Below are 15,029 nucleotides of genomic sequence, written 5' to 3'. Positions count from 1 at the left end.
AGGCCCACGTAACGAAAGGACGCCCAAAGGCTTCCAAAAATTTGAACGGCTGTTTAAAGTTTTGAACGTGCCGCCAGAAAGCCGTACGTTCATCGAAGAGGCGCGTCGCGCCCAGATCATCCAGTGCGCCATCGACGTCCTCGCCACCGAGGGTTACGCCCGGGCCTCCATGGCCAGGATCGCCAAGCAGGCGAAGATCAGCACCGGCGTGATCTCGTACCACTTCGGCGGCAAGCGGCAGCTGCTGGAGGCGGTGATCAGCGAGGTGGCCAAGATGGCCACCGAGATGATGGTGCCGCGCATCCTCGCCCAGCCCACCGCGACCGAGGGACTGCGCGCCTACTTCGAGAGCAACCTGGAGTTCATGCGCGTCCACCGCAGGCCGCTGCTGGCCATGGTGGAGATCATCACCTACACCCGCGACGGCGGCGGCCCAGGTCCGTACGCGCAGCAGCACGACACCGCCATCAACGACGTCATGCGGCTCCTGGAGTGGGGCCACCGGACGGGAGAGTTCCGCGACTTCGATCCGCGCAGCATGGCGATCGCCATCCGCGGCGTGGTGGACGCGGTGCCCGCTCGCCTCATCCAGGACCCGGAACTGGATCTCGACCTGCTCGCCCGGGAGTTCGTCGCCCTTTTCACCCTCGCCACCAGGAGGCAGCCATGACCGCGGCACTGGACATCGCCGGTTTAGCGAAGACGTTCGACGAGCACGTCGCCGTCGACCATGTGGATCTGACGGTCCCCCAGGGATCGTTCTACGGTCTGGTCGGTCAGAACGGGGCCGGTAAGACCACCACCCTGTCCATGGCGGTCGGGCTGCTCAGGCCCGACAGCGGCACGGCGCGGATCTTCGGTGCGGACGTGTGGGCGGATCCGGCCGCCGCCAAGGGGCTCGTCGGGGTGCTGCCGGACGGGCTGGCCATGCCGGAGCGGCTGACGGGGCGGGAGGTGCTCACCTATCTGGGGCTGCTGCGCGGGCTGAGCAAGGACCTGGTCGCCGCGCGCGCCGAGGAGTTGCTGGCGGTGCTGGAGCTCGACGGGGCGGAGAAGACGCTCGTCATCGAGTACTCGACGGGCATGCGTAAGAAGATCGGCCTGGCCACGGCGCTGCTGCACGCGCCGCGGCTGCTGGTGCTGGACGAGCCGTTCGAGGCGGTGGATCCGGTGTCGGCGGCGACGATCAAGACGATTCTGCGCGGGTTCGTGGCCGGCGGCGGCTCGATCGTGCTCTCCAGCCATGTGATGGCGCTGGTGGAGCAGCTCTGCGACCACGTGGCGGTGATCGACAAGGGCCGGGTGGCGGCCGCGGGGACGCTGGGCGAGGTGCGCGGGGACGCGACGCTCGAGGATCGGTTCGTGAACCTGGTCGGCTCGGTGTCCACCGGTACCAGGGGGCTGTCGTGGCTGTAGCGGTGACCATGGTGCGGATGAAGGTGGCGATCCTGCGCCACTCGATGACCGGCCAGCGTGGCGGGATGGTGGCGACCGCGGGGACGCTCGGGGTGGTGCTCGCGGCGGGCACGATCTATCTGGCGTCGCTGGACGGCGACTGGCTCGCCGCCGCGTACGCCGTGTGGATGCTCGGCTGGATCATCGGCCCGGTCTTCTCGGGCGGCGGCGACGAGACGCTGCGGCCGGAGTACTTCGCGCTGCTCGGGCTGCCGCTGCACCGGCTGGCGGCGGGCCTGCTGGTGTCGGCGTTCGTCGGGGTGGCTCCGGCGATCAGCCTGCTGGCGCTGTCAGGCCTGACCGTGCTCGGCGTACGGCAGGGTGGCCTGGCGGCGCTGGTCGCGCTGCCGGCCATGGTGGTGCAGCTGGCCGTGTTCGTGCTGCTGTCGAAGGTGGCCGTGGCGGTGCTCGGCATCGCGCTGCGCTCCCGGGTGGGGGCGATCGGCGCCGGGTTGATCAACGGCGCCGTCCTGGCCTTCCTGGGGCAGGGCTGGGTGTTCGCCATGGCCTTCGGCCAGGGTGGCCAGATCCCGCCGCTCGTGCGTTATCTGCCGTCGGGGTGGGGGGTGCTCGCCGTCCAGGGTGACTTCGCGGCGCTCGCCGCGATGGTGGTGCTGATCGCGCTGCTGCTGGCCGCGTGGGCGGCGCTGCTGAACAGGAGGGCGGGGGCGAGCCGCCCGTCCGCGCGGGGGCGCAGGCCGATGCGGGCCGCGTCGGCGCGGGAGGCGGTGCTGGCCAAGGAGCTGCGCACGTGGACACGCGACCTGGTGCGCACGCACCAGCTCACGTTCGCGCTGGCCTACGGCGTGTTCTTCGCGGCCGCGCCGCTGGTGCTCGGCTGGACCGGGATGCTGCCGTGGGCGGGACCGATCTTCATCGTGATGGCCGCCTCGATGACCTCCAACCTCTATGGGCTCGACGGCACCGCGCACTGGCTGACGCTGATGACGCCGGGCGCCTCCGACGTGCGCGGCAGGCAGCTCGCCTGGCTGGTGACCGTGGCTCCGGTGGCGGTGGTGCTGGCGGTGACCTTCACCGCGATCAACGGCGGGCCGTGGCCGATGATCATCGCGGTCACGGCCGCGCTGCTCGGCGGAGGCGCCGGTATGGTGCCGTTGATCTCGGTGTACGCGCTGGTGCCTGGGATCGATCCGCAGCGGCGCGGCGGCAACCCGTTGCGGACGAGCGAGGACGACGGCGCTCTCACCGGACTGGCGTACCTGATGATGGTGCTGGTGGCGGCCACCGCGGTGCCCGCCGCCGTGGTGGCGGCGCTGTTCGGCTGGCCGGGGGTGGCGGTCGGAGTGCTGACCGGGGCGCTGTGCTTCTGGGGTCTGGGGGTGCGCACCGAACGAAGGCTGGCGGCGCGTGGGCCCGAGCTGCTCGACATGATGCGCACCGGCCGCCGGCCGGCCTCCTCCGGCATGGCGTTCAAGCTGCCGGAGATGCCGAAGACCGCGCGTACCGTCACGATCACGTGCTGGTCGCTGGGCGCCGTCCCACTGTTCCCGCAGGGCATCCTGGCGGCGGTCTTCCTGACCAACGGGCAGCTGGAGCATTCGTGGTTCCTGGCCACCTACATGTCACCGGGGCTGCGCTGGCCGACGGCCGTCTTCATGATCCTGCTGGGGCTGACGATGTACGGGCTGGGGCTGTGGATCCCCGCAAGGTATAGGAAGGTCGTATGACTTCCTCCCGGAATGTGTTCACGACCAGGCCTGAGCTGTCAGGCGACTTCGGCATGGTGGCCAGCACGCACTGGCTGGCCTCCGCCACCGGCATGAGCGTGCTGGAGCGTGGCGGCAACGCCTTCGACGCGGCGGTGGCCGCCGGATTCGTCCTTCAGGTGGCCGAGCCACACCTGAACGGCCCCGGCGGCGAGGTGCCGATCCTGCTGTGGAGCGAGGCCGACCAGCGGGTGTCCACCGTGTGCGGGCAGGGCGTCGCCCCGGCCGCCGCGACCATCGAGCGCTTCACCGAGCTCGGGCTGGACATGGTGCCCGGCACCGGGCCGCTCGCGGCGACCGTGCCCGGCGCCTTCGGCGGCTGGATGCTCATGCTGGAGCGGTGGGGCACCTGGTCGCTCGCCGACGTGCTGGCGCCCGCCATCCATTACGCCGAGCGGGGCGTGCCGGTCCTGGAGCGGATCGCGGCCACGATCGAGTCGGTCGAGCGGCTCTTCACCGACGACTGGACCACCTCCGCGGCCATCTGGCTGCCGGGCGGCAAGGTGCCGGAGCCGGGCGCCAAGCTGGCCAACCCGGCGCTGGCCGCCACCTACCGTCGGCTGGTCGCCGAGGCGGAAGCCGCGTCGAGCACCCGTGCGGGGCAGCTCGAAGCCGCCCGCCGGGCCTGGTACGAAGGCTTCGTGGCCGAGGCCGTGGCCGGCTTCTGCGCCGGCAAGGCTTGGCTGGACAGCTCGGGCCGCAGGCACGGGGGGCTGCTCACCGGTGACGACCTGGCGCGCTGGTCGGCGTCGGTGGAGGAGCCGGTCAGCTTCGACTACCACGGGCACACGGTGTGCAAGACGGGGCCGTGGGGTCAGGGGCCGGTGTTCCTGCAGCAGCTGGCGTTGCTGTCCGGGTTCGACCTGGACGGCATGGGCCTGCTCGGCGCCGACTACGTGCACACGGTGACGGAGGCCGCCAAGCTGGCCTTCGCCGACCGGGAGGCCTGGTACGGCGACGCGGACGTGCCGATGGACGACCTGCTGAGCGAGCCGTACAACGCCGCCCGGCGAGCGCTCGTCACGGACGCCGCGAGCCTGGAGCTGCGGCCCGGATCCCCTGGTGGGCGGTCGCCTCGCCTGCCGGTGTTCCCCGGCGGCTCGGTGGGGGCCGTCTCGGGCGTCGGGGAGCCCACGGTGGGTAGGCCTGTTCCCGGCGAGCAGGTGGTGGCCCCGGACGGCAGCGTGCGCGGCGACACCTGTCATCTGGACGTGGTCGACCGGCACGGCAACATGGTCTCCGCCACGCCCAGCGGCGGCTGGCTGCAGAGCTCCCCCACCATCCCCGAGCTGGGCTTCTGCCTGGGCACCAGGGCGCAGATGTTCTGGCTGCAGGAGGGGCTGCCCGCCTCGCTGCGGCCGGGCACGCGCCCGCGCACCACCCTGTCGCCCTCGTTCGCGCTGCGTGACGGCAGGCCGTGGCTGGCGTTCGGCACGCCGGGCGGCGACCAGCAGGACCAGTGGAGCCTGAACTTCTTCCTGGCCCTGGTGCACGGCGGGCTGAACCTGCAGGAGGCCATCGACGCGCCGATGTTCCACTCCGAGCACTTCCCCAGCTCGTTCTTCCCGCGTGGCTCCCGGCCGGGCGTCCTGCAGGTGGAGGACCGGCTGGATCCGGCCGTGCTCGCCGAGCTGCGGCGGCGGGGGCACGAGGTGGAGTCGCAGGGGTCGTGGACGCTCGGCAGGCTCAGCGCGGTCGCCCGTGACGGCGACTTCCTGAAGGCCGCCGCCAACCCGCGCGGCATGCAGGGTTACGCGGCGGGCCGCTGACCCCTGATCGGCTCAGGCGACGGTGGCCTCGATGAGGTCGTCGACCACCGCCGCCAGGTGGCCGGATCGGGCGAGGACCCGTCGCTGGCGGGCGGCGCCCGACCCCTGCCTGAGCAGCCGGTCCAGCCCTTCCTCGACGAACGGCAGGTCACCGGACTGCTCCATGGCCTGCCGTACGTGCTCCAGCAGGCGGCGGGCCAGCACGGGGGCGGGCACCAGCGCGCCGTGCCGTACGTCCAGGCTGTCGCCCGTCAGCCCGTCGCGGGCGGCGCGCCAGTAGGCGGCGCGCAGCACCTCTGACGGGACGGGCAGCCCCCGGTCGCCGCGCGCCACGTCGGCCAGGGCCGTGACGACCAGGCCGCGGACCAGCCCGATGATGGTGAGGCTGTCGCTGACGTCGAGCGGCACGTCGGCCACCCGCACCTCGACGGTGGGCAGTTTGGGCGACGGGCGGGTGTCCCAGAAGACCGTCTTGGGGTCCATCAGGGCGCCCGATTCCGCCAGCGCGCGCAGCGCGAGCTCGTAGTCGGCGAAGGTCGGGAAGTACGGCGGCGCCCCGGAGACGGGCCAGCGGCCCCAGCTGATCACCCGCCAGGAGGCGTAGCCGGTGTCGCGGCCGACGAAGAACGGTGAGTTCGCGGCCAGGGCGATCAGCGTGGGCAGCCACGGGCGCAGGTGGTTGCCGACGTAGACGGCGACCTCCTCGTCGGGCACGTCCACGTGCACGTGCAGGGCGCAGATGCTGATCTCGTCCTGCAGCGCCCGGTAGAGCACGCGGCCCTGCTCGTAGCGGGCGTCGTCACTGAGCGGCGGCGGCATGACGTTGCCGAGCACGGGGATGCCGCTGGCGACGACGGCCAGCCCGCACGAGCGGGCCGCGACCGCCACCTCCTTGCGCGCGGCGCGTAACTGCGTCCCGAGCTCGGTGAGGTCAGCGGACGGCGCTGTCCTGGCCTCCACCTGGAAACGGGTGATCTCGTGAGCCACGTCCAGCAGGTCCGTCGCGGCGTCCAGCACCTCGGCGGCACGGGGGGTGACGTGGCGGGTGCGGGGATCGACGACGAGGTACTCCTCTTCGATCCCGATCAACGGAACCATGCCCACACCTCGCAGGGAAGTCCAGGAGCCTCCGTACCGTTTGTGCCCCTTGGCCGCCCTCGGGAACCGCTAGATCCGTACTGGTCCGTAACAAGCGGCGGGCTCGCCCGAGACGAGGGCCCAGTAGCGGTCGCCGTAGGACCAGTGCCACCACTCGGTCGGGTAGTTGACCAGGCCGGCCGGTTCCAGGGCGGCAGCGAGGATCTTGCGGTGCGCGCGGGCGTCCTCGGAGATGTGCGGGGCGGCGGTGTAGCAGGCGCCGTCGCTCTCCTCCGGATTGTCGTTGACCTGGGTGCCCATGTCGTACTCGGTGCCGTCGGGGGCGCACAGGGTCAGGTCGACGGCCGCGCCGGCGGTGTGCGGGGCCACCTCCACCGGGGAGACGTACCGGCTCGCCGCGACATGCGCCTCGTCGGGCGTCAGCTCCGGGGAGGCGGCCAGGAGCTGGTCCCTGTACTCCTCGAAGTAGCGGCGCTGCGTGCTGACCGGCCGGTAGCCCTCGACGATCAGCAGCTGGTAGCCGTCAGGGAGCAGCCGCGCGGCCCGCTCCAGCCGGGCCAGCAGGCCCGACCGCAGGTGCGCGTACGCGCCCTCCTCGTCGGCCAGGCGGCCGTCCACCCGCAGGCGTCCGCGCACGTCGGCCAGGGGATCGTGGTTCTCCCGCACCGGGATCGCCGCCACACGCGGATCGGAGATGAGCACGATGTCGCTCGGAGGCTGCCACATGAGCGTAAATTCTCACACAGTGTCGGAGAAGACCTGCTCGCGGGCCTGCTCCAGGGCCGCCACCAGAGCGCCTCTCAGCACCGGGTTGCCCGCCACCCCGCTGGTCACAACGGCGGGACGGGTCGGGCAGACACGGGCCACGGCGTCCTGCACCTTGGCGGCCAGCCGTGCGCCGCCCGCCCGGCCGATGTCGCCGCTGAGCACGATCAGTCCCGGGTCGAGCACGACGGCCACCGCCGCCACGCCCACCGCCAGTCTGGCCGCCACCGCGTCCAGGTATCCCTCGTGACCGTTGCGGATCAGGTCGGGCACACCGGCGCCGGTCACGCCGTGCTGGGCGGCCAGGCCGCTGAGCGCGTCGTGGTTGACCAGGCGCTGGAAGGAGCCGGAGTTGGGGTGGTTGACGTCGTCGGGCAGCGGCTCGCCCGGCACCGGCAGCCAGCCGATCTCGCCGGCGCCTCCGGTGATGCCGCGGTAGAGCCTGCCGCCGAGCATGACGCCGAGGCCCTGGCCGACGCCGGCCCACATGATCACGAAGTCGTCGACGCCGGCCGCCGCGCCGTAGCGGTGCTCGGCGAGCGCCACGAGGTTGACGTCGTTCTCGATGGTGACCGAGGCGCCGAGCGTCTGGCGGAGGCTGGCCAGCACGCCGACGTGCCAGGAGGGCAGATCCAGGGAGAAGCGCACGTCGCCGGTGCGCGGGTCGACCACGCCCCTGGTGCCGATGACGAACGCGCGCAGCTGCGACAGGCTCACCCGGGCCGAGTCGCACGCCCGCCGCACCGCGTCCTGCACGGTCTTGACCGGGTCACGGGCGTCGGCCGGGTTCACGGTGACCTCGACCACCGTCTTGCCTGTGATGTCGGCCACACCTACGGTGAGGCTGTCGGGCAGCACCTCCAGCCCGGCGACGTACGCACTGGAGGGGACCACTCCGTACAGGGCGGCGTGCGGCCCCCTGCCGCCCGCGCGCTCCCCCGCGACCTCGACCAGCCCTCGATCTTCGAGCCGGGCCAGCAGCTGACCTGCCGTGACCTTGGAAAGCCCGGTACGCTCCCCCAACTCGGCCCGTGTGAGGGGGCCGTCGGCGAGCAGGAGCTCCAGCGCCGCGCGGTCGTTCAACCGCCGCAGCAGCCGCGGGGTTCCCGGACTCCGGCTCATCGGCGCGCCCCTCTCGTCACGATCGGCTAACGGGCGTTTCTTTTAAGAAAGTTTCTTGTTAGTTTAACACCACTTCGTAAGGCATTGACGATCAGCCTGGTGCGGACCCTAGGCCGGCACCCGGGAAGGGAGAACCCTGTGAGGCTCGCGAAGATCACAGCCACTACGGTCACCACGGCCGCCCTGGCCCTGGGCCTGGCAGCCTGCGGCGGTGGCGCGGAGGCCCCCGCCGAGCCCGGCGCGGCGGCCAGCACGGCAGCGGCGAGCGGCCCCAAGTACGCGGGCAAGGAGCTCACCTTCTGGCGGCTCGGCGACACCAACCCCGCCGCCCAGAAGTACACCGACGAGCTGGTGGCCGCCTTCGAGCAGCAGACCGGCGCCAAGGTGAAGGTCGAATGGATTCCCTGGCCCCAGGTGAACGACAAGTTCACGGCCGCCGCGGCGGGCGGCACCGGCCCTGACGTGACCGAGATCGGCAACGACCAGGTCCCGCTCTGGCAGAGCCAGGAGGCCCTGGCGCCCATCACCGACATCGTGGCCGCCGGCGACCAGGCCCAGATCCCCAAGAACCTGATGGGCCTGGAGACGATCGACGGCGAGACGTACGCCGTGCCGTGGGGTGGCGGCAGCCGTGCCGTCCTCTACCGGGCGGACTGGTTCAAGGACCTCAAGATCGAGATCCCGAAGACCTGGGACGAGCTCGTCGCCGCGGCCAAGAAGATCCAGGAGGAGAAGGGCAAGGACGTCGACGGGTTCGCCTTCAACGGCGGCTCCGACGCCAACCACCTGCTGGGCTCCCTGGCCTGGACCGCCGGCGGCGAGTACGCCGTCAAGGAGGGCGACAAGTGGGTCGGCAAGCTGACCGACCCGGCCTTCAAGACCGGCTTCGAGCAGTACACCTCCCTGGTCACCGAGGGCCTGTCCGGCAAGTCGCGGCTCAGCCATAACACCTCGGAGATCCGTGTCCGCTTCGCCAACGACAAGGTCGGCATGTACCTCACCGCCTCCTGGGACCTGGCGGGGATCGAAGAGGACAGCAAGGGCAAGCTCAAGGGTGACAAGCTGGCCTTCTTCCCGCTTCCGGCCAAGGACGGCGGCGAGGCCCAGTCCTTCCTCGGCGGCAACGACATCGCCGTGTGGGGCACCGCCAAGGAGATGGACGCGGCCAAGGACTTCGTGAAGCTGGCCTCCGGCAAGGAGTGGGGCGTCAAGTACGCCACCGACGGCGGTCTGCTCCCGGTCTACCCGGAGGCGCTGGCCAAGCTCGCCGAGGACCCGGCGCAGGCACCGTTCGCCGCCGCCTTCGCCAAGGCCAAGGCCTTCCCCGCCGACCCGAACTGGACCGAGGCCAACGAGACCAAGGCCGTGCTGCAGAACGCGGCCCGTCAGGTCATCGAGGGCAAGGCCACCGCCGACGAGGCACTCGGCAAGGCCAACACCGAGCTCGAGAACATCCTCAACCAGTCCTGACGACTCATGACCGACACGTCAACGCGCACCCGGGGCGGAGGCATCCCCTCCTCCCCGGGGCGGCGCCGCCCCGGGCGCCCGGTCAAGGCCAGCGGCCTGCCGGTCTGGTCCATCCCGTACGTGCTGCTGATCCCCGGTCTGCTCGTCATCGGGGCACTGCTGCTCTACCCGATGGTCCAGGTCGCGATCATCGCCTTCCAGAAGGTGGGCCTGCCGCAGATCAGGCCCGTCAACACCAAGCCCGCCGAGTGGGTCGGCACCGACAACTTCACCCAGATCTTCGACAACGAGATCTTCTGGACCGCTCTGCGGAACACCGTCGTCTTCGCCGTCCTGACGGTGACGCTGACGCTGGTCGTCGGCACCGCCGTGGGCGTGCTGCTCAACAAGCTCGGCAAGAAGATGTCCACCCTGGTGATCGTCGGCATCATGTTCGCCTGGGCCGTCCCGCCGGTCGCCCAGGGCATCATCTGGAAATGGCTGTTCGACGCCGAGGCAGGCATCATCAACTGGGCCCTGAACCTGCTGCCCGACTGGCTGTCCACCCTGGTGTTCGGCCGGGCCGACTGGACCGGCGAGCCATGGCTCAACGACGCCTGGTCGATCTACATGGTGCTGATCATCACGGTGGTGTGGGCGAGCTTCCCGTTCATCGCGGTGTCGGTGCTGGCCGGCCTCAAGGGCATCCCCTCCGAGCTGTACGAGGCCGCCCGCGTCGACGGGGCGTCCGCCTGGCGAACGTTCAGGAAGATCACCCTTCCGCTGCTCCGGCCGGTCTTCGCGGTGCTCACCGTGCTGTCGATCATCTGGGACTTCAAGGTCTTCAGCCAGCTGTACGTCCTCATGGGCGGGCCGGCCAACCGTGAGGCGTACAACCTGTCGATGTACTCCTACGCCGAGGCGTTCAGGTCACCGCCCAAGATGGGGTCCGGTGCCGCGATCGCCCTGGTGCTGACCGTGATCCTGCTCATCGTCACGGCCGTGTACGTCAGGCAGCTGGTCAAGCAGGAGGACATGACATGAGCCCGCTCGCCCGCAAGCGCTTGGGCAAGGCCGCGCTCAACGTGACCGGTCTGCTGGTGTTCGTGTTCGCGATCTTCCCCGTCTACTGGATGGTGTCGACCGCGTTCAAGACCAACGATCAGATCTTCACCACCGAGTTCATCCCGTTCCCCACCTCCTTCACCTTCGAGCACGTGCAGCGGGTGCTGACCGAGGGGGTGGCCGGCAACTCCATCTGGGTCTACATGGGCAACAGCGCGGTCGTGGCGCTGGGCACGGTCCTCATCGGGGCGGTGTTCTCGCTGCTGGCGGCGACGGCGGTGTCCCGGTTCAACTTCAAGGGGCGCAGCACGTTCCTGATCGTGCTGCTGATCGCCCAGATGATCCCGGCCGAGGCGCTGCTCATCCCGCTGTTCCTGCGGGTCAGAGATCTCGGCCTGTACGACCACCTCGCCGGGCTGATCCTGGTCAACGTCGGCCTGACGCTGCCGTTCGGCATCTGGATGCTGCGCACGTTCGTCGCCGCAGTGCCCAAGTCGCTGGAGGAGGCGGCCTGGATCGACGGCGCCTCACGGTTCACCACGTTCTGGCGGGTGCTCTTCCCGCTGGTCGCCCCCGGCCTGGTGGCGACCAGCATCTTCTCCTTCATCACCGCCTGGAACGAGCTGATCTTCGCGCTGGTGCTGATGAGCGAGTCGTCCGGCTACACGATGCCGGTGGCCCTGCAGTACTTCTTCGGCCAGAAGGGCACCGACTGGGGGGCCATCATGGCCAGCTCCACGATGATGACCATCCCGGTCGTCATCTTCTTCCTGATAGTCCAGCGCCGCATGGTGACCGGCCTGATGGCCGGCGCTGTGAAGGGCTGACGACCACGGTCCTCGTACGGCCCGCCACCGGCGTGCCGTACCCGACCCTGCCTTTTTACCGACGAGGGCCCTACCCAGCCCTCCCTTTTCCGATGAGGAGCCATGAGTCGAAGTGATCGGGGGCTGCGCCGTCTCGCGGCCGGCACGTTGCTCGTCGCCTTCCCGGGAACCACCGCGCCCGCATGGGTGCTGCGAGAGCTCGAACTCGGCCTGGGCGGCGTGACGCTGTTCGGCTTCAACGTCTCCGACGCCGAGCAGCTCACGTCGCTCACCGCCGAACTGCGAGGGGCGGCCGGGGAGCCCGTCATCTCGCTGGACGAGGAGGGCGGCGACGTCACCCGCCTGGCCTACCACGTCGGCAGCCCGTACCCGGGCAACGCGGCGCTCGGCGCCGTGGACGACGTGGAGCTCACCCGCCAGGTCTACCGGGCGATCGGCTCGGAGCTGGCCGCCTGCGGCATCAACCTGGACATGGCGCCGGACGCCGACGTCAACTCCGAGGCCGACAACCCGGTGATCGGCACCAGGGCCTTCGGCAACGAGGCCGCGCTGGTCTCGCGGCACACCGTGGCGGCCGTACAGGGCCTGCAGTCGGTACGGGTGGCCGCCTGCGTCAAGCACTTCCCCGGCCACGGCGCCACCCGCGTCGACTCGCACCTGTCCGTACCGGTGGTGGACGTCACACCGGAGCTGCTGCGCACGCGGGAGCTGGCGCCGTTCAGGGCCGCGATCGAGGCCGGCACCAAGTCGATCATGACCGCGCACGTGGCGGTGCCCTTCCTGACCGGTGACGCGCCCGCGACGCTGTCTCCGGCCGCGCTCACCGAGCTGCTCAGGGGCGAGCTCGGCTACGACGGCGTGGTGGTGTCCGACGCGCTGGACATGCAGGCGATCGTGGACAGCGTCGGCCTGGCCGGCGGCTCCGCCCTGTCGCTGGCCGCCGGGACCGACCTGCTCTGCCTGGGCCCCCTGCCCACCTACGACGACGTGCGGGAGGTCATCGACGGCATCGTGGCCGCCGTGGGCGACGGGCGGCTGCCGCTGTCCCGGCTGGAGCAGGCCGCCGACCGGGTGGACGCACTGCGCGCGTGGTTCGGCTCAGGGTTCGACTCACAGGCCGGCTCACAGGTCGGCTCGCTCGCCGGGCAGAACGGGATCGGCCTGCACGCCGCCCGCCGCGCGGTACGGCTCACCGGCGCGCCCACGCCTCTGGTCGAGCCGCTGGTGATCGAGGTGGACACGCCGCCGACGATCGCCGTGGGCGACGTGCCGTGGGGCGTGGGGCCGTGGCTGCCCGAGGCCGAGATCCTGCGCGTCGAACCGGCCGCCGGCGACGTGCCCGGTCTGCTGGCCAAGGCCGCGGGCCGGTCGCTGGTGGTGGTCGTCAAGGACGCGCACCGCAACGCCGGCAGCCGCGAGCTGGTCTCGGCCCTGGTCGCGGCCCGCCCGGACCTGACGGTGATCGAGATGGGGCTGCCGATCTGGCGGCCGGCCGGCGTCACTCACATCGCGACGTACGGCGCCGCCAGGCCGAACGCGCAGGCGGCGGCCGAGCTGATCAGGAGGTGAGCAGTTCGCCCCGCGCCCGGTCGAGCGCGGCCAGCACGGCGCCGCGCAGCACCGGGTGGGGGTCGGTCACGGCCGTGGTGACCACCTGGGGGCGCACCGGGCAGATCCTGGCCACGGCCTCCTCGACGCGGGAGGTGAGCGCCTCGCCCCCGGCGTGCCCCACCTCACCGGCGAGCACCACCAGGCCCGGATCGAGGATCACGCAGACGGCGGCCACGCCCAGGGCCAGCCGGTGGGCGATCTCGTCGAGCAGCGGCTCGCCCTCGGCGCCGGCCGCCACCGCGACCCGGACGCCCTGACCGGCGTTGTCCACCTCGAACCCGTGGCTCTGCGCGAGCTCGGCCACCGCCTCGGCGCTCACCAGCGACTGCAGGCCGCCCGCCAGCGACGGCAGCCGGCCGGGCGAGGTCCGGATGTCCTCCGGCAGCGGCACGCCGGGCACGGGCAGGTAACCGATCTCGCCCGCGCTGCCCGAACGGCCGCGGTGCAGCTTGCCCCCCAGCATGACCGCCATGCCCAGGCCGCGGTCCGACCACAGCAGCACGAAGTCGCCGCGGCCCTGGGCGGCCCCGTCGGCCTGCTCGGCGATGGCGGCGAGGTTGACGTCGTTCTCGATCGTCACCTCCCGCTTGAGATCACCTGCCAGCGCCTCGTGGATGCCCTCGTGCCAGCCCGGCAGGTCGAAGGAGAAGCGCACGTCGCCGCTGCGCGGATCGACCACGCCAGGGGTGCCGATGACCACGCCGCGCAGCTTGGCCGCGCTCACCTTGGCGGTGCGGCAGGCCTTCATGATGGCGTCGTGCACGACCGGCACCGGGTCGTCGTGCCCGGTGGGATCGACGGCGATCTCGGCCACCGTGCGGCCGTGGATGTCGGCGATCGCGGTGGAGATCAGGTCCGGCCCGACCTCCAGCCCGGCCACGTACGCGCTGGAGGCGATGACGGAGTAGAGGGCCGCATTGGGGCCGCGCCCGCCCGCCTGCGCGCCGACGACCTCGACCAGCCCGCGCTCCTCCAGCCTGGCCAGCGTCTGCGACGCGGTCACCTTGGACAGCCCGGTCAGCTCGCCGATCTGGCCGCGCGTCATCGGCCCGGTGGCCAGCAACAGATCCAGCGCGGCCCGGTCATTGATCTCCCTTAGCAGTCTGGGCACACCAGGGCGTCGCTCCACGCTGAATCCCACCGTCTTATCGAAAAGGCTTGCTGGAAGTTTAGCGCTCTCTGCCTTGCTGACCAGCGCAGGGAAGGCGAGGACAACTCATGACCACCTCCGCGACCGAGCCGTCATGCCGCGCCGATCAGCAAGGGTGTCACGGCGCTATCCGCCCAGGCCCTCGCGTTCGCTTTCTCCGATCTTCCGCCCGATCTGACGGCCTTGCGGCTAACCAGTGTTGACCAGGAGGGATAATCGAGAACATGCGCCTTTCCGCTCGTGTCGACTACGCCCTCCGCGCCGCCGCCGAACTCGCCGCGGCCGGTGCCGGTCCGACCACCGTGGGCGAGCTCGCCAAAGAGCAGGACATGCCCCCTAAATACCTGGAAAACATCCTTTTGCAGATGCGGCGGGCCGGGCTCGTCCGTGGCCAGCGCGGCCCCGAGGGCGGCTACGTCCTGGCCAGGCCCGCTGCGGAGATCTCGCTCGCCGACGTCATCAGAGCCGTCGACGGCCCTCTGGCGAACGTCCGGGGCGAGCGCCCCGAACACGTCGGCTACCGCGGCCCCGCGCAGTCCCTGCAGCAGGTCTGGATCGCTTTGCGGGCCACCGAGCGGGCCATCCTGGAGGAGGTCACCCTGGAGCAGGTCGCCAGCGGCGCCCTCCCCGACCGCGTCCGCCAACTGGCCGCCGACCCCGCCGCCTGGGACTGACCCCCGCAACCACCCCACCCTGACCACCGCCACAACGAAGGGCCACCCACCAGACCGGGCCGCCCCCGCACACCGACCGGCCTCCCCCAGCACCGCCCATGCGCCCAACACCGGCCTACCGGCACCGCCCAGCCGACCCAGCGGACCTCGCCCCCCACACCAGCCTGGCGGCCCAACAGCCTTACGCCCGACACCGGCCAGCGGGCCTCACGCCCGACACCGATCAGCCGGCCCAGCGGGCCTCCCGCCCCACACCAGCCTGCCGGCCCTGCGGGCCTCACGCCCGAGATCGGCCTGGCGGCCCGGCGGGCGAGCCC

At 71.3% G+C, this 15,029-nt stretch carries 13 protein-coding genes; 9 read left to right on the top strand and 4 right to left on the bottom strand.

What is annotated here, in order from left to right; genetic code table 11:
* Window positions 1-67 precede the first annotated feature (67 nt).
* From ACIBQX_RS27270 to ACIBQX_RS27255, 4 genes are read left to right on the top strand one after another with little or no spacing between them, the layout of a single operon-like run.
* Window positions 68-670, top strand: coding sequence for a TetR/AcrR family transcriptional regulator (locus ACIBQX_RS27270; protein ID WP_397009256.1), 603 nt, complete (start codon window positions 68-70; stop codon window positions 668-670).
* Window positions 667-1,416 carry an ABC transporter ATP-binding protein gene (locus ACIBQX_RS27265; protein WP_397009254.1) on the top strand — a complete coding sequence of 250 codons (750 nt, stop codon included), beginning with the start codon at window positions 667-669 and terminating at the stop codon, window positions 1,414-1,416. The genes ACIBQX_RS27270 and ACIBQX_RS27265 overlap by 4 nt, the downstream gene beginning before the upstream one ends.
* Window positions 1,407-3,143 carry a hypothetical protein gene (locus tag ACIBQX_RS27260; protein ID WP_397009252.1) on the top strand — a complete coding sequence of 579 codons (1,737 nt, stop codon included), beginning with the start codon at window positions 1,407-1,409 and terminating at the stop codon, window positions 3,141-3,143. Before ACIBQX_RS27265 ends, ACIBQX_RS27260 begins: the two co-directional genes overlap by 10 nt.
* The gene (locus tag ACIBQX_RS27255; RefSeq protein WP_397009250.1) at window positions 3,140-4,951 is read left to right on the top strand and encodes a gamma-glutamyltransferase family protein; all 1,812 of its coding nucleotides are present in this window, start codon (window positions 3,140-3,142) and stop codon (window positions 4,949-4,951) included. Before ACIBQX_RS27260 ends, ACIBQX_RS27255 begins: the two co-directional genes overlap by 4 nt.
* Window positions 4,952-4,963: 12 nt before the next feature.
* Here ACIBQX_RS27255 and ACIBQX_RS27250 read toward each other — a convergent pair whose 3' ends face one another.
* From ACIBQX_RS27250 to ACIBQX_RS27240, 3 genes are all read right to left on the bottom strand, one after another.
* Window positions 4,964-6,049: a glutamate--cysteine ligase gene (locus ACIBQX_RS27250; RefSeq protein ID WP_397009248.1), complete on the bottom strand. Its 1,086-nt coding sequence runs from the start codon at window positions 6,047-6,049 to the stop codon at window positions 4,964-4,966.
* 69 nt (window positions 6,050-6,118) lie between these two features.
* The gene (locus ACIBQX_RS27245) at window positions 6,119-6,775 is read right to left on the bottom strand and encodes a M15 family metallopeptidase (protein WP_397009246.1); all 657 of its coding nucleotides are present in this window, start codon (window positions 6,773-6,775) and stop codon (window positions 6,119-6,121) included.
* Window positions 6,776-6,787: 12 nt separating this feature from the next.
* Window positions 6,788-7,936: an ROK family protein gene (locus tag ACIBQX_RS27240; RefSeq protein ID WP_397009244.1), complete on the bottom strand. Its 1,149-nt coding sequence runs from the start codon at window positions 7,934-7,936 to the stop codon at window positions 6,788-6,790.
* A 138-nt stretch (window positions 7,937-8,074) separates the two neighbouring features.
* On the opposite strand from ACIBQX_RS27240, the gene ACIBQX_RS27235 reads away from it, so the two are divergent.
* From ACIBQX_RS27235 to ACIBQX_RS27220, 4 genes are all read left to right on the top strand, one after another.
* On the top strand, window positions 8,075-9,406 hold the full coding sequence (locus ACIBQX_RS27235; protein ID WP_397009242.1) for an extracellular solute-binding protein: 1,332 nt from the start codon (window positions 8,075-8,077) through the stop codon (window positions 9,404-9,406).
* A 6-nt stretch (window positions 9,407-9,412) separates the two neighbouring features.
* On the top strand, window positions 9,413-10,429 hold the full coding sequence (locus ACIBQX_RS27230; protein WP_397009240.1) for a carbohydrate ABC transporter permease: 1,017 nt from the start codon (window positions 9,413-9,415) through the stop codon (window positions 10,427-10,429).
* A complete protein-coding gene (locus tag ACIBQX_RS27225; protein WP_397009238.1) occupies window positions 10,426-11,277 on the top strand; it encodes a carbohydrate ABC transporter permease in 852 nt (283 codons plus the stop codon). The genes ACIBQX_RS27230 and ACIBQX_RS27225 overlap by 4 nt, the downstream gene beginning before the upstream one ends.
* 102 nt (window positions 11,278-11,379) lie before the next feature.
* Entirely contained in the window at window positions 11,380-12,846 is a 1,467-nt protein-coding gene (locus ACIBQX_RS27220) for a glycoside hydrolase family 3 protein (protein WP_397009236.1), read from the top strand.
* On the opposite strand, the gene ACIBQX_RS27215 is transcribed toward ACIBQX_RS27220, so the two are convergent.
* Window positions 12,836-14,017, bottom strand: coding sequence for an ROK family protein (locus ACIBQX_RS27215; protein ID WP_397009234.1), 1,182 nt, complete (start codon window positions 14,015-14,017; stop codon window positions 12,836-12,838). The genes ACIBQX_RS27220 and ACIBQX_RS27215 overlap by 11 nt on opposite strands.
* Before the next feature lie 245 nt (window positions 14,018-14,262).
* On the opposite strand from ACIBQX_RS27215, the gene ACIBQX_RS27210 reads away from it, so the two are divergent.
* A complete protein-coding gene (locus ACIBQX_RS27210; protein WP_397009232.1) occupies window positions 14,263-14,712 on the top strand; it encodes an RrF2 family transcriptional regulator in 450 nt (149 codons plus the stop codon).
* The last annotated feature ends 317 nt before the right edge of the window (window positions 14,713-15,029 follow it).

Origin of the sequence: Nonomuraea sp. NPDC049714, from assembly GCF_044465295.1 — a bacterium.
Taxonomy (GTDB): Bacteria; Actinomycetota; Actinomycetes; order Streptosporangiales; family Streptosporangiaceae; genus Nonomuraea.
Note: the sequence above shows the minus strand (reverse complement) of the source record. Positions and strands in the feature narration are given on the sequence as shown.

Bases quoted from the DNA above. Each gene is read 5' to 3' on its own strand.
- ACIBQX_RS27265 (WP_397009254.1), top strand. From the start codon at position 667: ATGACCGCGGCACTGGACATCGCCGGTTTAGCGAAGACGTTCGACGAG.
- ACIBQX_RS27255 (WP_397009250.1), top strand. From the start codon at position 3,140: ATGACTTCCTCCCGGAATGTGTTCACGACCAGGCCTGAGCTGTCAGGC.
- ACIBQX_RS27250 (WP_397009248.1), bottom strand. From the start codon at position 6,049: ATGGTTCCGTTGATCGGGATCGAAGAGGAGTACCTCGTCGTCGATCCC.
- ACIBQX_RS27245 (WP_397009246.1), bottom strand. From the start codon at position 6,775: ATGTGGCAGCCTCCGAGCGACATCGTGCTCATCTCCGATCCGCGTGTG.
- ACIBQX_RS27240 (WP_397009244.1), bottom strand. From the start codon at position 7,936: ATGAGCCGGAGTCCGGGAACCCCGCGGCTGCTGCGGCGGTTGAACGAC.
- ACIBQX_RS27230 (WP_397009240.1), top strand. From the start codon at position 9,413: ATGACCGACACGTCAACGCGCACCCGGGGCGGAGGCATCCCCTCCTCC.
- ACIBQX_RS27225 (WP_397009238.1), top strand. From the start codon at position 10,426: ATGAGCCCGCTCGCCCGCAAGCGCTTGGGCAAGGCCGCGCTCAACGTG.
- ACIBQX_RS27220 (WP_397009236.1), top strand. From the start codon at position 11,380: ATGAGTCGAAGTGATCGGGGGCTGCGCCGTCTCGCGGCCGGCACGTTG.
- ACIBQX_RS27210 (WP_397009232.1), top strand. From the start codon at position 14,263: ATGCGCCTTTCCGCTCGTGTCGACTACGCCCTCCGCGCCGCCGCCGAA.